This window comes from Rhizomicrobium sp. (assembly GCA_037200985.1).
In the GTDB taxonomy this organism is placed as follows: domain Bacteria; phylum Pseudomonadota; class Alphaproteobacteria; order Micropepsales; family Micropepsaceae; genus Rhizomicrobium.
On the sequence record JBBCGJ010000001.1, the window covers coordinates 4576905 to 4598133 of the forward strand.

Here is a 21229-nt window from a genome sequence, read left to right on the forward strand (position 1 = left end):
GGACAAACCCCGTCGCCGTTCTGCCCAGCCTATTCGACGTTCTCGTAATAGGGCATCACGACCTTGTCGGATTTGGCCGGTCTGGCCGCATCCTTGGGCTCCGACACGCCCACCATCCCCATGGTGACGGGGTTGATGACGTCGCCGTCGATGCGGACATTGATGCAGGCCGGGCGGCCGCTTGCCAGCGCGTCCTGGACGGCGCCAGCGATCTCCTCGAGCCGCGTGACGCGCACGCCATGGCCGCCGAACGCCTCGGCGACCTTCTCATAGGCGCTGTCGGCGAGCGTCACGATGGCCCGCTTGTCCTTGCCGTAGATCAGGTCCTGTCCGTTCTGCGACATGCCCCAGCAGGCATTGTTCAGCACCACCGTGATCACCTGCAGACCGTGACGGACCATGGTGTCGAATTCCTGGATGTGGAATCCGACGCCGCCGTCGCCCGCGAACAGGAAGATCGGCCGTTTCGGAAAGGCCCGCGCCGCGCCGATCGCAAAACCCTGGCCCACGCCGAGCGTGCCGAGATAGCCTGTGATCAGCAGCCCGCCGCGGCCCTGCGGGCGGACGTGATCGCGGATCCAGACGGAGGATTCGCCGCCGTCGCAGACGATCACCGCGTCTTCCGGCAGCGCGTCCGCGAGCGCCTTGGCGGCATGGAAGGGATGCAGCAGCCCCGTATCGCTGTGGACGGGGGCCGAGAGCCAGCGCTGATGGGTCACGGTCCGCGCCGCTTGCAGGCGCTTCGCCCATTCGTCGCGCGACGGCCAGGCCGTGTTGCGCGCCGCCTCGCTGAGCGCCAGCAGCGCCTGGCGGCAGTCCGCCATGATGGCCAGGTCGATGGGACCGCCGCGGCCGGGCTCCGCGCCGTCGATGTCGATCTGCACGACCTTGGCGTCTTTCGGGATGATCCCGTACCGCCCGCCCGTGAACAGGCCCACCCGCGTGCCGAGAAGCACGACCAGATCCGCAGGTGCGCCCATCGCGGCGGCGATGGGGACGCTGACGGCGCTGCCGCCGTAAAGCGGATGGGTCTGCGGCATCATCCCTTCGGCCTTCATGGCGGTGACGACGGGCGTATGGGTCGCCTCCGCGAATTCCGCCAGCGCGCCGCCGTCGTCGCTGAGCGCCGCGCCGCCGCCGGCGATGACGACCGGCCGCTGCGCCTCGCGGAGGAGACGGAGAACCGCGTCGATCTGGACGCCGGTCGGCGCCGGGCCCGTGTCCAATCCGAAATTGGAAAGCGTCTCGACACGCGCCGGCGGCTTGACCGGCGTGAACATCACCTCGATCGGTATCTCCAGCACGACGGGTCCCGGAACGCCCATCGTCGCCTTTCGTATGGCCTGCTCGACGATCTCCGGCAGCCTGGCGCCGCTGCCGACGCGGAACGCCCATTTGGAGACATGCGATGCGGCCGCGATCTGGTCGATGCCGCCCTGCAGGGTGTTGAGGTCGGCCTCGCGGGTCGAGGGCGCGCCGATGATGAAGAGGACCGGCATGCGGTCGAGATAGGCATTCGCCATCGCCGTATAGGCGTTGGTGAAGCCGGGACCCGCCGTCACCGCCGCCACGCCGATGCGTCCCGTGGCCCGCGCATAGGCCTCTGCCGCATGGCCCGCCGACGCCTCATGCCGGGTATCGGTCAGCCGGATGCCGTTCGGGGCGCAGGCGATCAGGAAGGCGTCCAGATGGCCGCCATGCAGGGAAAAAACCTCTTCGACGCCCGCCGCCCGCAGCGTCCGCGCGAGCAGGGCCCCGCCGGTGATCGTTTCCATCGCGATTTCTCCCTTTTCCGCAGCGCCGCCCGATTTTGACGACTGTTATAGATTATTCTATTGGAGTAGTATAATCGAAACCCGCTCGAGACGGGAAGCAGGCGGAGACGAAAATGAGCGACCAGGCAGCAGAGGCGCCCAACAAGGGCGCGGCCGATTTCATGAATCAGCTTCAGGCCGGGCGCACCTATCCGCCCGAGGCGAACCGGTTCGACCTGTCGCTGCTGAGCGCCGCGGACGCCAAGGGATGGACGGAGGACGGCTTCTTCATCCTGCGCGGTCTGGTTCCGGCCGAGATCTGCGAAGCGATGTCCGCTTCGGCGATCGACCTCTTCACCCGGGCCGAAGCCGACGGCCAGTCCTTCAGCGGCCACCACAAGGGCGAAAGCGGCGTGATCGCCGTGGAAGAGGCGGCCCGGGTCGGAAGCGGCGCCGCGGCCGATCAGCGGATGTCCAAGCTGTTCAATCTCCACCGCAAGGCGCCGTTCCGCGCCTTCGCCTCGCATCCGGACGTGCTGCGGGCGGTGCACGCCATTCTGGGCGGCGACGTCTCGGTCTTCAATTCGCAGTACATCTTCAAGAACCCCGGCGTATGGGGACAGCCCTGGCATCAGGACTCGCTCTATTACCTCTTCGATCGGATGCCGCAGGTGGGCGTCTGGCTGGCGACCAGCCGGGCGACGGTGGAGAACGGATGCCTGTTCGTGGCGCCGGGCTCGCATCTGGAACCCATCCACGCGCATGTGCCCGACGCGCGGCCCGGCGCCAATCTGGGCTACGTCGAAGTCGTCGACTACGATTTCTCCCGCGCCGTTCCCGTGCTGATGGAGCCGGGCGACGTGCTCGTCTTCCACAGCTTCCTGATGCACAAGTCGAACGACAATGTCTCCGCCGAGCGGCGCTCGGCGCTGGTCTACCACTACGCCCATTCGGCGACGCAGGTGGTGGGCGCCAAATCGGCCACGATCGATTTCATGCCGGTGCTCCGAGGCGGCCGGCCGGTCGGCGACGCGTAGATCGCCGGCAATGAAAGCGGGGACGGCGATGACGGGCCGGTTGGACGGCAAGGTGGCGGTGATCACGGGCGGTGCGTCGGGGATCGGCCTCGCTGCCGTCGAGCGTTTCGTCGCCGAAGGCGCACGGGTGGTGTTCTGCGATCTCGACCCGGCGCAGGGCCGGGCGCTCGCGGCGTCGGGCAGCGCGAAACTGCACCACGCCCGCCGGGTGGAAGGCGGCCCCAATGACGGCCGCGCCATCGCCGAACGGCTCGGGCCGCGCGCCCGTTTCGTCGCCGCCGATGTCACCGACAAGGCCTCGTTCGGCGCGGCGATCCAAGACGCCGTCGACGCCTTCGGCGGCTTGGACATCCTGGTAAACAATGCCGGCGTCGGCGGCGGCGAGCTGAGCGTCGAAGCCTGCAGCGAGGACACGTTCGACCGGACCGTCGCGGTCAATCTGCGCGGACCGTGGCTCGGCATGAAGCTCGCCTTTCCGCATCTGCGCGCCCGCGGCGGCGGCGCCATCGTCACGACGTCGTCGATCTCGGCCCTGATGGGGATGCCGGGGCAGGGCGCCTATGGCGCCTCGAAGGCGGGCGTGCTGCAGCTGACCCGCGTCGCGGCGATGGAAGGCGCCGCCGATTTCATCCGCGTCAACGCGGTGTGCCCCGGCGGGATCGTCACTCCGATCATCTACGAGAACCCGGCGCTGGGCCGCACGCTCGATGCCGAGGCGGTGCGCCAGGCGATGGCCGGCGCCCAGCCTTTGCCGCGTGCCGGCCTGCCGGACGACATCGCCGGCGCGATCCTCTGGCTCGCCTCCGACGAGGCGAGCTTCGTGACCGGCCAGGCCATCGTCGTGGATGGCGGCCTTTCGGTGGAATTCGATTCCCGGCACCGCCGCACGAGGCCGGGCTGAAAATACGAGCGGATCGATCCGCCGGGACAGGGAGAGACGATGGCAAGCGAATCCGCCTCAGGTGCCCGGCTGCCTTTCCTCACCAAGGCGCTGTACGGCTCGGGCACGGTGGCGTTCGGCGTGAAGGATCAGGGCTTCGGTGCCCTCCTCATGCTGTTCTACAACCAGGTCGTCGGCTTGCCGGCCGTCTGGGTCGGCACCGCGATCATGATCGCGATGGTCGCCGATGCGGCGATCGATCCCATCCTCGGCCAGCTCTCGGACGGCACCCGAAGCCGCTGGGGCCGCAGGCACCCCTTCATGTACGCCGCCGCCCTGCCGGCCGCCGCATCCTACTTTCTGCTCTGGACGCCGCCGCAGGCGTCGCACGAGATCCAGTTCGTCTATCTCCTGGTGGTCGCCATCGCGGTCCGGGCGTCCATCAGCCTCTATGAGATCCCCTCCACCGCGCTGCTGGCGGAGTTCACCTCCGACTATCACGAACGGACCCGTCTCGTCGGCTATCGCTTCTTCTTCGGCGTCGTCGCCGGCGTCCTGATGAACATCGTGGCGTTCAAATTCTTCCTGCGCCCAACGGCGGGGCAGCCCATCGGCCAGCTCAACGCCCCGGGCTACACGACCTATGCCCTGGTCGCGGCGGTCGTCATGTTCGTCTCCATCCTGGTTTCCAGTCTCGGAACCCATCGCCGGATCGCCGCGCTGCCGCCGCCGCCGCACGCGCGCGCCACGCTGCGGCAGGTGCTCAAGTCGATGCGCGAGGTGCTTTTTCACCGGACCTACGCCTCGATCCTGTTCGCCAGCCTGTTCTTCGCGATGACCAGCGGCCTGGTCTCGTCGCTCGGCATCTATTTCTCGACCTATCTGTGGCGGCTCGGCGCGTCGCAGATCGCGACGATCAGTGGCGGCGCCTTCGTGGGGATCGGGCTCGCTTTCGCGGCGGCGCTTCCGCTGTCGGCGCGGTTCGGCAAGAAGCCGACCGCGATGGCGCTGTTCGCCCTTGCGCTTGTGGTGAGCGCGGCGCCGCTGGCGCTCAGGCTGTGGGGCGTCTTCCCGGCGAATGGCGCTCCGCTGCTGGTTCCGCTCCTGACCGCGCAGACGGCGTTCACCACGATGTGCGCGATCGCCGGCGCGGTCCTCGCGGTCTCGATGGTCGCCGACGTGACGGAGCAGGTGCAGATTTCCACCGGCCGCCGGGCCGAAGGCCTGCTGTTCTCGGCCGCCACCCTGGTCAACAAGGCGGTGTCCGGCATGGGCGTGTTCATTTCCGGCCTCTTGCTGGCGGCCATCCATTTTCCGGTCAACGCCTCGGTCGATGCCGTGAGCAGCGCGAGCCTGTCGGCCCTGGCTCTGACCTTCATCTGCGCGACGACGCTGTGCTCGGTCCTCGCTATTGCCTGTCTCGCCTTCTATCCTATTTCGCGGACGGCGCATGCCGAAGCGGTGCGCCGCCTCGCCGAAGAAGGCGCCGCGGCGCTGCCGCAGCGGAATTTCCCGTCCGAGGCGGCGTTGCCGCCCGACTTCGAAGGATTGCCGACCCCAAAAGGAGTGACGCCGTGAGCAAGACCGGTCTGAAAGTGCGCCTGGATCCCGTCGACGAGTATCCGCACGATCCGGGCTCGGCGAAGAATTATAACGAGAGCATGTACTTCAACGTCTTCGATCCGGTCCGCATGGTCGGCGGCTGGTTCCGGATCGGCAACCGGCCGAACGAGCAATATGCGGAGACCAGCGTCTGCCTCTATCTGCCGGACGGCCGCGTCGGCTTCCTCTTCGCGCGCCCGCCGATCGCCAGCAACGCGCGGCTGGCCGCCGGCGGGCTGAGCATCGAGGTCGTGGAGCCCTTCAAGCGCCTGAAGGTCCGCTACGAAGGCGAAGTCCTGCTGATGAAGCGCCCGGCCGACATGGCCGAACCGCGCACCGCCTTCAAGAGCAATCCGCGCGTCCGCTGCATCGTCGACCTCGATTACGAAGGCGTGTCGCCGATGTTCGGCGGCGAGACCGTGCGGGAGGACGGCTCGGCGCTCGAGATCGATCCGGAAAAATCCTTCGCCAAGGCGCATTACGAGCAGCACTGCGCCGCCAAGGGATATTTCACGGTCGGCGACGAACGCTTCGAGATCGACGGCTTCGGCCTGCGCGACAAATCCTGGGGCCCGCGCCATTGGCAGGCTATCGAATGGTACCGCTGGTGCCCGATGAATTTCGGCCGCGACTTCGGCATGATGCTGTCGACGATCGGCGACGGAAACGGCGGCGTGCGCCAGGGCGGCATGGTGTTCCGCGACGGGCGCTACGACCTCATCACCGAATGCCGGATCGAGAGCGACTGGGACGCCGACGGCTATCAGACCGCCCTGCGGTCCCAGGTCAAAACGGCCAGCGGCGCGACCTATGAGGTCACCGGCGAGGTGCTGTCGCTGATCCCCTTGCGCAACCGCCGGGCGCTGCCGGACGGCGGCGAGCTGCACACCAGGATCACCGAAGGCATGACCCGCTATCGCTGCGGCGACCAGGTGGGCTACGGCCTGAGCGAATATCTCGATCAGATCGTCGACGGCGTGCCGAACGGCAAGGCGGCGGGCTATTAGCCGGGCGATCCGTGACGGACATGCGGCGGCGGACGCACGATCCGCCGTCCGCGTGCCCCCGCGAATCGGTGACAAAATGCCGGCAATCGGTCATGGTCGCGCCGACGAGGGGGATTCAGAAACGGATATGTCCAGCCGCGCCGTCGCACCGTCGGAGAAGTTTCCGCGTCGCACGATCCGCAAGCAGAAGACGCGCGAAAGGATCGTCGCCGCCGCGTCGAAGCTGTTCCAGGAGCTCGGCTATTCGGAAGCCACCCTGGCCTCGATCGCCGACGAGGCCGATGTCCATGTCACCACGCTCTTCACCCATTTCAGCTCGAAGAAGGAACTAGCCGACGCGCTGTCCGATGCGTCGCTCGAGCGCCTGTCGGAACTGATCGCCGAGGCGAAGGGCAAGGTCCCGTTTTTCCGCTTCATCCGCGACGTGATCGCATCGACCGCCAAATCCTATCAGGCCAATCCCTCGCCGCATGTCATCCTCGGCCTTCTCTCCCGCGGCGATCCCGAACTGACCCTGGCCGGAAAGAACTACGAGCAGCGGCAGATCGCGCTGCTGGCCGACTACATCGCTTCCGACTACAAGTTCGATCTCGCGCGCGACTACGAGCCCATCCTCGTTGCGGGCCTGGTCATCTCCGCCACGGCGATCGCCCATGCGCGTTGGGTCGATTCCAAGGGCAAGAGCAATCTGCTCAAGGAATCGCTCACCGCCGTCGCCGCGGCCGAGGCACTCGTCAAAGGCGCCCTGAAGACGCGCAAATAGCGCGCACCGCGACGCGCATTCCGTTACGGCGGAAAGGAGCGCGAACGCGCCATCGCACTACTAAAATATATCCGGTTTGACATTTCTACTATGATATAATTACCTAGAATTATCGAATAGTCGCACGGTCCATCGGCACAGGCGACGCGCGTTGCGTGAAAAAAAGCGAGTGGCTCAGCCACCGCGCAGGGGAGGCGTTATGAGTACGGTTCCGGGGCTGAAGCCCTTTGTTTTGAGCGCGGCCTGTTCGGCGGCACTCCTCTCCACGACGGTCCACGCGCAGGTATCGGAGGCTCCCGACAATAAGGCGGCCACGATCGAAACCGTCGTCGTGACCGCGGAACGCCGGGAGGAAGACCTCCAGCGCGTCCCCGCCGCCGTATCGGCCTTCACGGCCAAGACCCGCGACCTCGTGGGCATCAAATCGGTCACCGATGTCGCGAACTTCACGCCGGGCGTCAGCTATTCGGCGGGCGCCGACCGCCTCAGCGTGCGCGGCGTCGGCCGGTTGACCAACATCATCGGCAGCGATCCCGGCGTCGCCACCTACAGCGACGGCTTCTACCAGTCGGGCACGACCGGCGTGAACCAGAGCACGCTGCTGATCGATCGCGTCGAGGTGCTGCGCGGCCCGCAGGGCACGCTCTATGGCCGCAATTCGATCGGCGGCGCGATCAACATCATCTCGGCGCGCCCGACCGACACCTTCACCGCCGAAGCGCGCGCCGGCATCGGCAATTACGGCTCGAATTTCCTGGAAGGCACGGTGTCGGGACCGCTGACGGACTGGCTCCGCGGCCGCGTCTACATCGATCGCACGGAACAGGACGACGGCTATTTCAAGAATGTCGGCGGCGGCCCCAGCGAAGGCGGTGCCGGAAAATCCCTGCTCGCGCAGGTCCAGCTCGCGGCCGACATCACGAGCAATTTCGACGTCTGGCTCAAATACGAATATTCGGACGCGAATACCCGCCCCCGCACCTCCAACGTCGTCACCCCGTACAACTTCCCCGCCCTGAGCGCGGCGGGCACGCCGCTCGTTCCGCCCGGCGGCTTCTTCGTGAAGCCGACGACGGTGGACGGGCAGGGCGGCGATCTGGTGCCGAACCCGGCCTATCTCGATCCGACCGCCAATCCCGGCGCATCCGACTATCGCGATTTCAGCGCCGACACTTTCGCGCGCGCGCATCTGAACAACGCCCACACCGTCGTCGGCCAGGCGACGTGGCACGGCGACGGCGTGCAGCTGAAATACATCGGGGGCTTCCAGACCTTCAAATTCCAGAGCACCGGCGACCTCGACGGCACCAACCGCTCCGCCTACACCTACGACTCGCCCTATGAGGGATTTCCGTCGCCGTTCGGCGGCATCATCGGGCCGACCGCCGTCTTTTCCTCGAACGTTTCCGACTACCGCCAGAAGCTCAACGACTTCAGCAACGAGCTCGATCTGAGTTCGACCGGCGCCGGTCCGCTACAATGGATCGTGGGTCTCTATCAGTACCATGAGGACAGTTCGCAGCAGACGAATTACGGCACGCCCAATCAGCCGCAGATGCTGACGCCGCTGGACGCGCTGACCTTCACGCCGGCGGCGCCCAATGCGAGCGGCCACTTCGTCGAGACCGGCGGAACGCTCAAGGCGGACGCCTATGCCGCGTTCGGACAGGCGGACTACGCCTTCAGCGATACGTTCAAGATCACCGCCGGCATCCGCTATTCGCGCGACGAGAAGGAGGGCACCGAGCTCATCCGCCTCGTCCAGTTCGATCCCACGATCTACGGCTCGACCATGCCCGCGCTCGACGTGACAAGGCTGTCCTTCGGCGCGATGCCGGGCGTCGCGATCGCCGCCAATGGCGACGCGACGCGCGTCCTCAAGGGCTCCTGGGACGGCTGGAGCGGCGTCGTGGGCCCGGAATGGACGCCCGACGAAACGACCACGGTCTATGCGAAATACAGCCGCGGCTACAAATCGGGCGGGTTCAATCTCGGCGCCTTCTCGCCGACCTCGATCGTCAAGCCGGAAACGGTCGACGCCTTCGAAGGCGGCCTGAAGAAGAACATCCTCGACAACCTGCAGGCCAATATCGCGGCCTACTGGTACGACTACAACGACATCCAGGCCCAGATGCCGGTGTCGAACGGCGTGGTGACGTTCCAGAACTTCGTGAACATCCCGCGGGCGCGCTCCTACGGCATCGAGTTCGAGACCATCTGGGCCCCGATCCCGGAGCTGCAATTCACCGGCGTCTACAGCTATCTGAACACGCGGATCGGGCGGGGCTGCTGCTATCTCGACCTGAACGGTCCGTTCGCGCGCGATCCGGGCGCAAAGCCGTCCGGGCCGCCGCTCGCGGGCGCGCCGAACGCGCAGCCGCAGACCCTGGTGGGCGATCAATTGCCGAATGCGCCGCACAATCAGTTCACGCTGAATGGCGTCTACACGATCGCCCTAAACGATTGGGGAACGCTCGCGCTGTCGGGAACCTATCTGTTCCACGACGAGGCGACCTACAGCGTCTTCAACTCCGCGCAGTACGTGGCGCCATCCTACCAGCAGGTCGACCTGCGCGCGACATGGCAGGACGAGGCCCAGCGGTGGGAAGTCATCGCCTTCACGCGAAACCTGTTCGACGAGAAGGAGATCGACGGCATTACGCGCAACGCCGGAACGTCGGCCTATGCCTATGGCACGCTCGACGACTTCAATCCGCCGCGCACCTTCGGGCTCGAGGTCCATCGCAAGTTCGACTGAAGCGTCCATGGCGACGTTCGCCGATGGATCCGGGCGTCGTCGCCGCGCGGCGCTTCGCGGGGCTTGAAGGAGAAGCTCGTTCTTGGGCCCGCCTCCGATTCCGTGCGCGTTCCGGACGGCACGCGGTCGGACAAAGGCAGGGATGTCGGCGGTTTGGTGGTGGGCGCGACAGGGATTGAACCTGTGAGCCCTCCCGTGCGAAGGGAGACGAGAACCGCAGAATTCCTGAACGTTTTAGCCCAAGAAGAACCACTGCCGTTGGCAGCGATCGAACATCTTGGCGGTGGATACCGACCAGACCATCAACGGTCCTTCCGCTGATTGCGTGAACGCAGAAACCGCAGATATTCGACAAGCGCATCTTCTTCTTCGCGGGTCGTGTCACCCACACGGGCCGCAAGGCGTGTCGTCGAATCCGTGCCCTTTGCATCTTCGGGCACAGGATACCCTGCCTCCTGCATCACCGTCGCGTAAGGAATGTCGTAGAGCGCGGCGAGCTTGTGCAGAACGACGGGAGACGGTGCGCCGACTTTGGCGGTCTCAAGCTGGCTCAAATAGGCGTTCGAGATGCCCACCTTGTCCTGGACGGCGCGCAGCGTCAGCTGTTTGCGGCGCCGCCCATCGGCAAGCAGTTGGCCCAGGCGATTCATGTTGGTCATGGTTGCTTGATATAACAAGCATGGATGTTATATCAAGCAGTGCAATTATCATTTTTCACGATTCTGTTTGTATGTTATTGCTTTTCACGTTTTAGGATAGATTTTCATAGATTTTGGCGTTGGACCCCATTTTCGTCGGAGCATTTTTCATGAGTGAGCGCCAACAGAATCGATTTTCGGGGACAGTTAGCGTTTTTCACGAAAGGCGGCTTCCGGAACCGGCCGTTCCGGCGGGTTACGCCGCCCTTATCGATTCCTTTCACCTGGCCGTCCCGCTCCCGCGTCGCCTCGCCGCCATTGGTCCTCGACACCGGATCGCCGACACGGCCGAATGGCGCCTCTATACGCCCCGTCATGCGCCGCAGCCGACACTCGACTCCCACCTAACCTTTGCCCTCAAAAACGAAGGTTTGGATCTCGTCGTCCTGAAGCGCCTCTTCCTGGCCACGGGACCCGCCGAAATCGAAGCCATTGTCCGGCGCTCGCCGACCGGCGGCTATGCCCGCCGACTCTGGTTTCTCTATGAGTGGTTGACGCAAACGACCCTGAACCTGCCCACAGCGGAAACCGGCGCCTACGTACCGGTGGTGGATCCGAGCCAGCAATGGGCCACGGCCGGCGAACTTTCATCGCGCCATCGGGTGAGAAACAATCTGCCCGGAACACCAGACTTCTGCCCCCTCGTCTTCCGAACGCCGCAACTCGACGCATTCGTCGCCTTGCATCTGGACGCGCGCGCGCGCGCCATTGTCGAGCGCGTTCCCCGCGATCTGCTGTCGCGCACCGCCGCCTTTCTTCTGCTGAAGGACTCCAGGTCGAGCTATGTGATCGAGGGCGAACGTCCGCCGCAGGACCGCATCCAACGCTGGGGGCGCGTCATCGGCGAAGCGGGACGAGCGCCCCTCGATGCCGACGAACTCCTGCGCCTGCAGCGCATCGTCATCGGCGATGAGCGTTTTGTTCGGCTCGGTTGGCGCACGGAAGGTGGCTTCGTCGGCGCACACGACCGCGAAACCCGTGCGCCTATTCCGGATCACATCAGCGCCCGGCCGCAGGACCTGCCGTCGCTTGTCAGCGGCATGATCGCCTTCGATCATGGTGCGGAAGAGGTGGATGCGGTGATCGCCGCCGCGGTGCTGGCGTTCGGCTTTGTCTATATCCATCCTTTCGAGGACGGCAACGGCCGCATCCATCGCTATCTCATGCATCATGTCCTGGCACGGCGTGCCTATAATCCTCCCGGCGTGCATTTTCCGGTGTCCGCCGCAATCCTTGACCGCATCGATGCCTATCGCGATGTGCTGGAGAGCTATTCGCGCCGGCTCTTGCCGGTTGTGCAATGGCAGCCGACCGAGGATCACAACGTCGAAGTCCTGAACGATACGGGCGATTTCTATCGGTTTTTCGATGCCACGCCGCACGCCGAGTTTTTCTATGCTTGTGTCCAGCAGACCATCGATCATGATCTGCCCGCAGAAGCCCAATTCCTCGAGAGGTACGATCGATTCCGCACTACCGTGACGGGCGTGGTCGACATGCCGGATCGCACGCTCGACAATCTCTTCGGCTTTTTGCGTCAGAACAACGGTCATCTCTCACGCCGAGCGCGCGAGAAAGAATTCGCGGCGTTGACCGACAACGAGCAGGAGCGGATCGAAGCGGCCTACGCTGAGATTTTCGCGCCCGAAACCGTCTAGCCCTGCGGCCCCGCGAACGCGTGTCTACGCAGCCTCACGAGGCCTTGCGCTGGCGCTTCAACGCGGCCACGACGATCGGCGGCAGGAACATGCCCCGCGGATCGTCATTCTTGGATTCCTTCACATAGGCGAAGCTTTCTTCCAGCTCGACTTGGTCCACAAGCATGGTCAGACCTTCGGTGAGGCCATGGGCATGCACGTGGAGGTACGGCAAGAAACGGGACCATCGCCAAGCGCTTGCTTGTCGAGAGGAGCGGCGCAACGCCGAGTGCTAATTCTTGACAAATTGAAACGGCATGATCCGCGCCAGGCTGAGAGCCGAAAGCCTGCAGCTTGCGAACTACGACTAGCTATAGTCTCACCGAGGTGCGAATGAAGAGCCTTGGTTTGCTTGATCACGTTCTCGGACGAAGGCTCGCCTGCACGTCGAAGTACTTCTGAGCTGCGCCGCGAGCATCGAATTTACGACCCTCCGGTTTCCGCAGGCTCTGCACGATTTAGGTGACGCCGATGCGTATCCGAGGCGTGCCACCGAAAACCGCCGCCTCGGAGAGTGACGCCGTTTCGCGATTTACGAACGCGCTTTCGTGACATCAGATTGCTCGTTACGTCGGTTCGGCGGACAGATTGCGAAGGGCACTTCGCCCAAGGCAATGCGTCATATGAACTGACGCGTTCTTGGGCCTTTGCGCAAACCAATGGCAGCGAAGTGCTGCCGGGCCGGTCGGGTTGGCCATGAGGCGCGCCAGTGAGGACGCCCCCCTTGCGCGCTTTCTTTCCTTGCTCGCCGACCTGAAACGGAGAGAGATTGGCGTCGTTACCGTAAGACCTGACCAAACGACACGGAATCCCCGATATGACGGATTACAAGCTCTACTACTGGTCCGTGCCGTTCCGCGGCCAGTTCGTGCGCGCTGTGCTGGCCTATGCCGGCAAGACCTGGACCGAAGGCGGCGACGAGGCGATCTCGGAACTGATGGACGGTCCGGTCAAGGACATGCCGGTTCCCTTCATGGGGCCGCCGCTCCTGATCGACAAAAAGGCGAACGTCGCCATCTCTCAGATGCCGGCCATCGTCCTTTATCTGGGCGAGACGCTGAAGCTCATGCCGACGGAACCGGCCCTGCGCGCCCTGACCATGAAGATCGTCAACGACGCCAACGATGTGATCGATGAAATTACGCTGGATGGCGGCCGCGAAATGTGGACGAAGAAGCGCTGGCAGGAATTCGTCCCGCGGTTGAAGAAATGGACGTCGTTCTGGGAGGAGATCGGACGCCGCCATGAGCTTGCCGCTGCCTCCGGCTTCCTGCTGGGCGGCAAGACGCCGGGCATCGCCGACATCGTGACCGCCACCCTCTGGTCGACCATGACCGACCGCTTTCCCAAGATCGGGACAATCCTCGAGGACACGGCACCCGTGACGGCGGCTCTGACAAAGCGGATCGCAAATCTTCCGCCCCTGGCCAAGCTTGCCGCCAAGGCGCGGCGCGACTACGGAGAATCCTATTGCGGCGGCCAAATCGAGGCTTCGCTACGCAAGGTCCTGTGAGCAATGGCGAGCGGCGCCTCTCATGCGGACAGCTCGACAACGGGGTGGCGCCGGACCTGACCGGGAATCCGCGCACCGGGCTCGGCCGCTGGTCGGCGGACGCCACCAGCATCGTCCATATGATCCTAGCAGGCGACCGGACAGCGACAACGCCCCGGCGCCCGACGCCGCTGACCATGCCGAGCTTTGCCTGGAAGCTGACCGACCGGCAGATCGCCGATGTGACAACCTATGTTCGTAACAGCTGAGGCAGCAGCGCCGCGCCGGTGGACGTCGGCGTGGTCGCGAGGTTGCCTATATCGAATCCGGCTCGGCGACCGTCTCGATTCACGGCAGGCCCGATCAGCCGCTTTCCGCGCGGCAATCCTTTGCGGTCCCGCCGGAAACCGTACACAGCGTCAGGAACACGGGAAACACCCCGCTTGTCATGGTCTCGACCTATATCGTCGACAAGGACAAGCCCATCGCCTCGCCTGCGCCCTGAGTGTTCGGCACCTGGATTGCGCGATCCAGATCGCGCGACAGAGGTTTTGGACCACTGGATATCGCCAGCGGATAGGGCGCCTCGGCTAATTCCCCGGCCTACTTGTCCGCTTGGGGTCGAATCCGGCCGATGTAAGTTGACCCGGCTGGCTCCGGCCCTCGTAGGGATTTCGGACGTACAGCGCCAGCACTCCATCTACGTGAACTAGGTCCGCCTGTAGTTTGTCCAGGCGCTTGTAGAGGTCCGCGATCTCGCCAGCGATGGCAGACCGCCGCTCTTTCAGGCCTGAGATAATGAATGCGTCGCCCATGCTGAAAAGCTAGGCGACGCGGCGTCAGATTTCTTGTGGTTGCGCCAACATAGCGAAACACTGGCGACCCCGGCCCGATTCGAACGGGCGGCCTACGGTTTAGGAAACCGTTGCTCTATCCTGCTGAGCTACGGGGTCGTGTAATCGAAACAGATACTTGGCGATGCGGCCCTGTGCAAGTTGTGAGCGATTGCCACCGGACAGGTGCCTGATCGTTCGCGTTTGTCGAAGACGTGTGCCGTCGCGACAATCGACGCCCACTAACGCGCGGGCTTTGTCGATGTCGAGCGCAGCTCGATCCTTATGCCGAACAACCGTGCGCTTGGGCGGCGATGCCTTCAGCGGCTTAGCCCGGCCCGTCCGCTAGTCATTCGCTTTTTTTTGGATCTGTTCTCGCTGGCAGGAAGCAAGCCTTTTTTGCCGGGAATCCGATGGACCCTGCGGCCTGGCCACGGGTAGTTGCGCATTAGCAACATATATTCGTCAAATCGAGATATTTTGCGTGGAATTTTATTGATCTTTTAGATCATAATGGGAATAACAAAGGACATTAACACAACAATGCGCAGGCGGGCCGAGTGGCGACGACCGTGCGAAGGGGAGGATTCAGTATGACGCTAGGTGGACAGCCTCGGCTTTTCCCGAATGGGTTGCTGATGGGCGCCGTGTTGCTTTCGGCCATTCCACAAGTCGTGCAGGCTCAGGACCAGACCCAGGGCTCAATCGAGACGGTGGTCGTTACCGCACTGAAGCGCGATGTGTCGGTGCAAAACGCGCCTGCGGCGATCACGGCCCTAAGTGGCGACCAACTTCGCAACGATCAGATCACGAATGTCGCCCAAATAAGCGAGAAAGTCCCAAGCTTGGACATCGGCGCCGCTGGCGGAACGACGCTCGTCGCAATTCGCGGCGTGAGCATGGACGCCATCATCGGCGGCCTGGAAGGGTCGGTCGCGATCCACAACAACGGCGTCTATCTCTCGCAAGCCGCTCCGATGGACTTCCTCCTGATGGACGTCGGCTCCGTCGAAGTCCTGCGTGGTCCGCAGGGTACGCTCTATGGACGCAACGCGACCGGCGGCGCCATCAATTTCGCCCCGGCTCAACCGACGGATACGTTCGGCGGCTACGTAAACGCCGGATACGGCAACTTCAACACCTGGCGGGTGGAAAGCGCCGTTTCCGGTCCGCTCACGGACAATCTTCAAGGGCGGCTTTATGTGATGCACGACGCCCGCGAAACGGGATATGCCGAAAATCTTGCCACCGGAAATCACCTTGGCGGCTACAACGAATCGGGCGCGCGCGGCGCACTTCGATACGAACCGACCAGCAACCTCACGGTCGATCTTTCCGGCTTCTGGTTCAACGACTACGATACGCTGGACTTCTGGACCAATACGACGCCCCCCAGCGCCGCGGCCATCGCTTCAAATCCCGATTTTTTGAATCATCCCATTTCCTTCGATCCTCGCAAATTTTATTTCGATTTCGAACCGGCGGCCCATCAATTGGACGAAGGCGCCCAGCTCGAAGCAAATTGGGTGATCTCGCCGGATATCGCGCTGCGGTCCAGCACCGCCTATGTCTATCTGAACTTCACGCGCCAGCACGGCGATTGCGAAGCAACCGCCACCCCTACCTGCAGCGCCAATCGCGTCGATAAGTCAAAATCGTTTCAGCAGGAATTCGATCTCAAATTCTCGCTGTTCGACAAGCGGCTGAGTGGCCTGCTGGGCGCCTTCTACGATCAGGACAAGGGCGACTTCGATCAAGAGTTTCCATGGAACAACGCCGCCCAGGGGTTCGTTTTCGTCGACGGCGCACCGCTCCCGAACGGTTCCCAGACGGAGCAGATCTTCACACAGACCACGACGTCGAAGGCGCTGTTCACCGATCTCACCCTCAAACTGACGGACGCCGTTGATCTATACGGCGGCGCGCGATGGAGCGAAGATCGGCGAAGCATATTGCTGACAAGCGGTTTGCAGGTGGTACCCGGCCTGGTCCTGGGCTGCTCCGACGACACCGATCGCGCCACGTTCAACAACATCTCCGGCAAAGCCGGAGTGCAGTATCATTTTTCCGATGGCGGACAGATATACGCCCAATGGCAACAGGGCTTTAAGGCCGGTGGATTCAACCCCGCCGCTTGTTCCGGCGCCAGTGACGCGATCTTCAAGCCGGAAACCATCACCGCCTATGAGATCGGATACAAGACCACGGCATTCGACGACACATTGACGTTCAATGCGGCTGCTTTCTACTACGACTACAGCAATCTTCAGATCGCGCAGATCTTCGGAGTCAGCTATCAAATCGTGAACGCCGCCTCCGCAACGATCGGCGGTGTCGAATTGGAGAGCACCTGGAAGCCGACCAGTGCGCTGTCGTTCGACGCAAACGCGTCTTTGATACCGGAGGCCAAATACGGTGATTACGACAACTTCGACCCCCTCAATCCGGGATCGGGTACGATTCCCTGCGCCAACGCCCCCCTTCCCACCGATCTATGTGAGGTTCTGACCGGCAAGCGCCTGAATCGCGCGCCGAAATTCACATTGAACTTCGGGGCGCAATACGACTGGGCGCTGAACGGACTCGGCGACGTCGTCCTGCGGGGCGAAGTCTATCACTCCAGCGACGTCTACTTCCGACCGTTCAATCTGCCGAGCGACACGCAATCGGCGTATACCTTGGGCAACCTCTACGCCACGTTCATTCCCGAAAATTCGAATTTCGCCGTGAGGGCGTATGTTCGCAACGTTTCCAACGAGACCGTTCTTTCGGGTGAGTTCACCGAAGACGTCACGCAGTCCATGGAGGGACAGTTCGCGCCTCCGCGCACTTACGGCGTGACGGCGTCCTACACCTTCTAAGGTGGCCAATGCGCCCCCGGTCCGGACCGCGCCTCTCGAGCGCGCGGTCCGGTTTTTTTGCGTGAAGCGCTCCATTGCCAAGCGGGAATTCTCGAATGAACGCCGATAGCCGGTCCGTGCGCGATAAGCTGTTCGACCAGCTGCGGCTTCCCATCATGGCTGCGCCGATGTTTCTGGTCTCGGGACCCGACCTTGTCATCGCGCAATGCAAAGCCGGCGTGCTTGGCTCGTTTCCGGCCCTCAATGCCCGATCGGCCACGCAGCTGGACGATTGGCTGCATGCGATCGGCGAGAACCGCGGCAGCATCCCCTTCGCGGTGAACCTGATCGTCCATGGCTCCAACAGGCGGCTGGACGAGGGGCTGAACATGTGCGCGAAGCACAAGGTCCCGGTGGTCATCACCTCGCTGGGGGCGCGAAGCGAGATCAATTCGGCGATCCACGGCTATGGCGGCCTCGTCCTGCACGACGTCATTCACGATCGACACGCCCGCAAGGCGGTGGAACGGGGAGCCGACGGCATCGTGGCGGTCGCGGCCGGGGCCGGCGGGCACGGCGGTACGCAAAGCCCGTTCGCGCTCATCCAGGAGATTCGTGCCTGGTATGACGGACCGCTGGCGCTTGCCGGGGCGATCTCCAACGGCCGTTCCCTGCTGTGCGCGCGCGTCCTCGGCGCCGATTGCGGCTATATCGGTTCTCCGTTCATCGCGACGCATGAGGCAAGTGCCGACGAGGCCTACAAGGCCATGGTGGTAAGCAGCACCGCGGCCGACGTGATCTACACCGACCGTCTTTCGGGCATTGCCGGCAACTATCTGCGGCCGTCCATTCTTCGTGCCGGTCTCGATCCGGACAACCTCGGCGATCTTGAAGAGCGGCTGGGTCTTGGGAAGCCGAACCCCGAAGCGAAAATCTGGAAGGATATCTGGGGAGCGGGGCAGGGCATCGGAGCCATCGACCGGATCACAAGCACCGCGGCGCTGATAGGACGCTTCGCGCGCGAATACGACGATGCAACGCGCGCGATTGCCGGCCTGAAGGCTCGCCGCCCCCAGGCAGACGGTTAAAAGGCGGAAACGCCGGTCAGATTGCGGGCGATCAACAGCCGCTGGATATCGGAGGTCCCGTCCGGCACCGTCATCACACGCGCGTCGCGGAAAAGCTTTTCGACCGGAAACTCCGGACTCAATCCGTTGGCGCCGAAGACCTCGAGACAGCGATGCGTGATCCGTACGCCGGCTTCGGTCGCAAACAGCTTTGCCATCGAGGTCTGGGTGTCGCACCGTGCTCCCCGGTCCACGAGGGCAAGCCCCCGATAGACGAGCAGCCGCGCCGCATCGAGCTCCGTCGCGGCCTCCGCCAGTTTGATCTGTATCGATTGGTGGCCGGCGATCGCCTTGCCCCATTGCCTGCGCGTCTGTGCGTAGTCGATGGCGGCTTCAAGGGCCGCCCGCGCAATACCCAGGCTGACCACGCCCACAAAGCAGCGCGCCCGCTCGAACATGCGCAACGTCTGCGCGAGGCCCGCGCCTTCGACGCCGATCACATTTGCTTCCGGCACTTCGCAGTCGATCATGACCTGGCCGGTGGGCCAGGTATTCAGGCCGAGCTTCTTGAGATTGGTGGTTTCGAAGCCGTGCTCGTACCGGTCGAGCAATATCTGACTGAGCGGGGCTCTCGGATCGTCGCTGGTTTTGCACACGACGATGGCGAGATCGGCGATATCGGCGTTTGAAATCCAGGTCTTCTCGCCGATCACCCGCAACGTCCCGCTTCCGGTCGGCGTCGCGCGGGTTACGACATTGCGGGGATTTGAACCGACGCCGGGCTCGGTGATCCCGGTGCACAAGGTCCGCTTGCCGGCCATCAGGTCGGGGAGGTATCGGTCTTTCAGATGTTGCGGGGCCATCCGCGCAAAGCTGCCGATGGAGCCGTCCTGCAAGCTCACCATCCCGCCCAGGCCGCCGTCTATGCGGCAGATCTCCTCGATCATCCGGCCGTTCAGGCGATTGGAGAAGCCATGGCCGCCGTCTTGGACGGGCACATACATCCCGCCGATGCCGAAATGCGTCAGGCGCTGGAAGAAATCCTTCGCTTCCGCCATCGACGGCGCACGGTCGCGCAGATCCTTGGCATAAGGCCGGACTTCCCTTTCCAGGAAGCGGCAGAAATTGTCGATGATCAATTGTTCTTCGGCTTCGAATTCAAAGTCCATCAGAAAAACTCCGACAATCTGTTTTCATCGCCCGCGCCAGACCGGGGCGCGTTTCTCTGCGAATGCCGCCAGGCCCTCCTTGAAGTCTTCCGACGCAAGAACCGGGCCCGCAATCCGCATCTGTTCCCGCCAGCCCTGCTCTTCGGTCCAGGCCTCCGATTGGGCGCGAAATGCGATCTCCTTGGATGCCTTCAAGGCGAGCGGACCGTTGGCGGCCATCGCCCGCGCCAGAGCGAGCGCCGTGGAAAGCGCCTCCCCGGGCTCGGAAATGCGGTTGACGATGCCATGCGCCTTCATCGCTTCGGCGGGAACCGGACCGCCCAGGAGAATCATCTCCATCGCAAGGTGGTAGGGCATTCGCCGCGGCAGCCGCAGAATGCCGCCCCCCAGCGCGACCAGGCTGCGCCGGACTTCGGGCAAGCCGAATGTGGCGTTTCGCGCGGCGACGATGAGATCGCAGCTGAGCGCCAGTTCGAATCCGCCCGCCAGCGCCGGGCCTTCCACGGCGGCTATCAGCGGTTTCGACGACGGCTTGGCCATGATCCCGAAACCGCCGCGCCGCGCCGTCAAGGCAGCCTCGCCGCGCGCGGCGGCTTTCAGATCCTGGCCGGCGCAAAAGAAGCCGCCCGCGCCGGTCACGACGCCGACAAAAGCGGAATCGTCCTGGTCGAGATCGTCCAGCGCCGCTTCCATTTGCTGCGCGGTGGCGAGATCGAAGGAATTGCGGGCGGACACGCGATCGATCGTGATGACGACGACATTGCCGTCCCTTTCGACCCGGATCGTTTTTGGAGTCTCGGACATCGCCGTCTCACATCGCCATGTCGTAGCCGCCGTTCACCGGATAGGTCTGACCGGTGACCCAGGACGAGGCTTCGGACGCCAGGAACAAAACCATGTTGGCGACATCGCTCGGCTCTCCGAAGCGGCGGAGCACATATTTCGACAATGCCCTTTTTGCGAATTCCGGATTTGCGAGCGCGTTCTCGGTTGCCGGCGTGCGCGTGGCGGAAATAGCGACGCAATTGGCGCGCACCTTGAAACGCCCGACGCTGCGCGCGATTCCGCGCGTGAACCCCGCGGCGCCTGCCTTGGCGCCGCTATAGACCTCGATGTTGGGCTCGCCGACGCGCCCCGCGTCCGAAATCACATTGACGATCGAACCGGCGCCCGCCTCGATCATGCCCGGGAGAAACGCGCGGCAGCAGTTCAGCACGCCATAAAAGTTGACCGAAATCCACGCGTTCCATTCCGACGGATCCTGTTCCCAAAAGGGTTTGCCGGTGAGGCCCGAGGCGGTGGCACCCGCATTCCCGGCGTTGTTCACCAGCACGCCGACCGGCCCCGCCAGGCTCCTGGCCCGATCGGCCATTGCCTGCACCGAGGCGAAATCCGACACATCCGCGGCCAGGGCGATTGCCGAACCGGGATGTTCGCGATTGATGTCGTCCGCGACCGCCTCGGCCCGTTCGGCAAAATAATCGTTGACCACGACCTTGGCGCCGTAGGCCGCCAGGAGAAACGCTGTCTGGCGCCCCACGCCTTGGCCTGCCCCCGTCACAAGGGCGGTCCTTCCAGACAAATTCAGAATGTCCATTTTTCCCTCTTGGTCACTGGCAATTCTCGGATCCG

At 63.8% G+C, this 21229-nt stretch carries 17 protein-coding genes and 1 tRNA gene; 11 read left to right on the forward strand and 7 right to left on the reverse strand.

Translation table 11 applies throughout. The features are described from left to right. Positions 1-29: 29 nt before the first annotated feature. Positions 30-1775: a thiamine pyrophosphate-binding protein gene (locus tag WDN01_22450; protein MEJ0028798.1), complete on the reverse strand. Its 1746-nt coding sequence runs from the start codon at positions 1773-1775 to the stop codon at positions 30-32. 113 nt (positions 1776-1888) lie between these two features. On the opposite strand from WDN01_22450, the gene WDN01_22455 reads away from it, so the two are divergent. The 6 genes from WDN01_22455 (at position 1889) to WDN01_22480 (ending at position 9801) form a co-directional block, all read left to right on the forward strand. Further along, positions 1889-2791 carry a phytanoyl-CoA dioxygenase family protein gene (locus tag WDN01_22455; protein ID MEJ0028799.1) on the forward strand — a complete coding sequence of 301 codons (903 nt, stop codon included), beginning with the start codon at positions 1889-1891 and terminating at the stop codon, positions 2789-2791. Positions 2792-2819: 28 nt separating this feature from the next. After that, positions 2820-3692, forward strand: coding sequence for an SDR family NAD(P)-dependent oxidoreductase (locus WDN01_22460; GenBank protein MEJ0028800.1), 873 nt, complete (start codon positions 2820-2822; stop codon positions 3690-3692). Between the two features lie 39 nt (positions 3693-3731). Then, positions 3732-5249 (forward strand): MFS transporter, encoded by a 1518-nt coding sequence (locus WDN01_22465; protein ID MEJ0028801.1) that lies wholly within the window; start codon positions 3732-3734, stop codon positions 5247-5249. Further along, positions 5246-6280, forward strand: a complete 1035-nt coding sequence (locus WDN01_22470) for a hypothetical protein (protein MEJ0028802.1) — start codon at positions 5246-5248, stop codon at positions 6278-6280. Before WDN01_22465 ends, WDN01_22470 begins: the two co-directional genes overlap by 4 nt. Positions 6281-6407: 127 nt before the next feature. Then, complete coding sequence (locus WDN01_22475; protein MEJ0028803.1) at positions 6408-7043, forward strand: TetR/AcrR family transcriptional regulator; 636 nt, start codon at positions 6408-6410, stop codon at positions 7041-7043. A 199-nt stretch (positions 7044-7242) separates the two neighbouring features. Further along, the gene (locus WDN01_22480) at positions 7243-9801 is read left to right on the forward strand and encodes a TonB-dependent receptor (protein ID MEJ0028804.1); all 2559 of its coding nucleotides are present in this window, start codon (positions 7243-7245) and stop codon (positions 9799-9801) included. 302 nt (positions 9802-10103) lie between these two features. Here the strand turns inward: WDN01_22480 and WDN01_22485 are convergent, their stop codons facing one another. Continuing rightward, positions 10104-10460: a helix-turn-helix transcriptional regulator gene (locus WDN01_22485; protein MEJ0028805.1), complete on the reverse strand. Its 357-nt coding sequence runs from the start codon at positions 10458-10460 to the stop codon at positions 10104-10106. A 149-nt stretch (positions 10461-10609) separates the two neighbouring features. Between WDN01_22485 and WDN01_22490 the strand changes: the two genes are divergently transcribed. Beyond that, positions 10610-12157 carry a Fic family protein gene (locus tag WDN01_22490; GenBank protein ID MEJ0028806.1) on the forward strand — a complete coding sequence of 516 codons (1548 nt, stop codon included), beginning with the start codon at positions 10610-10612 and terminating at the stop codon, positions 12155-12157. A 34-nt stretch (positions 12158-12191) separates the two neighbouring features. Here WDN01_22490 and WDN01_22495 read toward each other — a convergent pair whose 3' ends face one another. Continuing rightward, on the reverse strand, positions 12192-12323 hold the full coding sequence (locus tag WDN01_22495) for a hypothetical protein (GenBank protein MEJ0028807.1): 132 nt from the start codon (positions 12321-12323) through the stop codon (positions 12192-12194). A 690-nt stretch (positions 12324-13013) separates the two neighbouring features. On the opposite strand from WDN01_22495, the gene WDN01_22500 reads away from it, so the two are divergent. Next, a complete protein-coding gene (locus WDN01_22500; protein ID MEJ0028808.1) occupies positions 13014-13709 on the forward strand; it encodes a glutathione S-transferase in 696 nt (231 codons plus the stop codon). Then, a complete protein-coding gene (locus WDN01_22505; GenBank protein MEJ0028809.1) occupies positions 13706-13957 on the forward strand; it encodes a c-type cytochrome in 252 nt (83 codons plus the stop codon). The genes WDN01_22500 and WDN01_22505 overlap by 4 nt, the downstream gene beginning before the upstream one ends. 607 nt (positions 13958-14564) lie before the next feature. Here WDN01_22505 and WDN01_22510 read toward each other — a convergent pair. Then, a tRNA-Arg gene (locus WDN01_22510) sits at positions 14565-14641 on the reverse strand. 518 nt (positions 14642-15159) lie between these two features. On the opposite strand from WDN01_22510, the gene WDN01_22515 reads away from it, so the two are divergent. Together WDN01_22515 and WDN01_22520 are read left to right on the forward strand one after the other, a co-directional pair. Beyond that, complete coding sequence (locus WDN01_22515; GenBank protein MEJ0028810.1) at positions 15160-17382, forward strand: TonB-dependent receptor; 2223 nt, start codon at positions 15160-15162, stop codon at positions 17380-17382. Positions 17383-17477: 95 nt separating this feature from the next. Next, on the forward strand, positions 17478-18449 hold the full coding sequence (locus tag WDN01_22520) for a nitronate monooxygenase family protein (protein ID MEJ0028811.1): 972 nt from the start codon (positions 17478-17480) through the stop codon (positions 18447-18449). Here the strand turns inward: WDN01_22520 and WDN01_22525 are convergent. From WDN01_22525 to WDN01_22535, 3 genes are read right to left on the reverse strand one after another with little or no spacing between them, the layout of a single operon-like run. After that, positions 18446-19597 carry an acyl-CoA dehydrogenase family protein gene (locus tag WDN01_22525; GenBank protein MEJ0028812.1) on the reverse strand — a complete coding sequence of 384 codons (1152 nt, stop codon included), beginning with the start codon at positions 19595-19597 and terminating at the stop codon, positions 18446-18448. The two genes, WDN01_22520 and WDN01_22525, sit on opposite strands and share 4 nt — an antisense overlap. A gap of 24 nt (positions 19598-19621) precedes the next feature. After that, positions 19622-20401 (reverse strand): crotonase/enoyl-CoA hydratase family protein, encoded by a 780-nt coding sequence (locus WDN01_22530; GenBank protein MEJ0028813.1) that lies wholly within the window; start codon positions 20399-20401, stop codon positions 19622-19624. A 7-nt stretch (positions 20402-20408) separates the two neighbouring features. Then, positions 20409-21194, reverse strand: a complete 786-nt coding sequence (locus WDN01_22535) for an SDR family NAD(P)-dependent oxidoreductase (protein ID MEJ0028814.1) — start codon at positions 21192-21194, stop codon at positions 20409-20411. Between the last annotated feature and the right edge of the window lie 35 nt (positions 21195-21229).